At 45.3% G+C, this 1,060-nt stretch carries 1 protein-coding gene; it reads left to right on the top strand.

Going from position 1 to position 1,060, the window contains the following annotated elements; all coding sequences use genetic code 11:
• Positions 1 to 1,060: hypothetical protein (locus tag DFQ03_RS18765; protein WP_166637432.1), on the top strand; the 1,060-nt coding region annotated here is incomplete at both ends.

The raw sequence follows: 1,060 nt of genomic DNA on the forward strand, positions 1-1,060 counted from the left end.
AATATAAGTTCATTGGATACCGATACGCAGTATACCGCTGGTACAGGATTGAACCTTGTAGGTACGGAGTTCAGTGCCGATCCAAGTTTGGCGACTGACATTGAGTTGTCGGATGCTATCACGGCAAGCGAGGCATTGGATCTAGATAAGGTTATCGGTAACGAAACTATTACAGGATTGGCTTTTGATGGAGCTGTATTGACTATATCGGAAGGTGGAAATACGGACCAGACGATTAATATAAGTTCATTGGATACCGATACGCAGTATACCGCTGGTACAGGATTGAACCTTGTAGGTACGGAGTTCAGTGCCGATCCAAGTTTGGCGACCGACACGGAGTTGTCGGATGCTATCACGGCAAGCGAGGCATTGGATCTTGACAAGGTTATCGGTAACGAATCGGTGACTGGATTGACTTTCGATGGCGGAACTTCTATATTAACGCTTACACAAGATGGCGCTGCAAACGAAACGGTGAATTTAGGGGCGTTGGATACCGATACGCAGTATACCGCTGGTACAGGATTGAACCTTGTAGGTACGGAGTTCAGTGTAGCACCAAATGGAATTACCAATACTGAGCTAGCAGATAATGCAGTTCAAAGCAGTAATATATTAAACGATGCAGTAACTCTTAGTAAATTAGCTGATGGTAACGCTTTAGGTCAAGTAATGCAGTGGGACGGAACTGATTGGACCTTAGTGGATTTAGGATCAGTAACGGTTACGGAGAATGATGGGGTAATAGGAAATGAAGTCGTTGGGGTTACCGGTGGTAACAGTACATTGACCCGTTCCGGAGATGGTTCTCAAGCAGTTCCCTATACATTGGCAGTTGCTGCTGATGGAATTACAAACAATGAGTTGGCAGATGATGCTGTAGGTTTAGAGAATATAACGGCAGGTTCGGCTTCGGGAGATTTAATACAATGGAATGGTACGGATTGGGAATTTGTAACAGCAAGTTCATTGGATACCGATACGCAGTATACCGCTGGTACAGGATTGAACCTTGTAGGTACGGAGTTCAGTGCCGATCCAAGTTTGGCGACCGACA

It is taken from the genome of Maribacter caenipelagi, from assembly GCF_004364175.1.
Classification (GTDB): domain Bacteria; phylum Bacteroidota; class Bacteroidia; order Flavobacteriales; family Flavobacteriaceae; genus Maribacter; species Maribacter caenipelagi.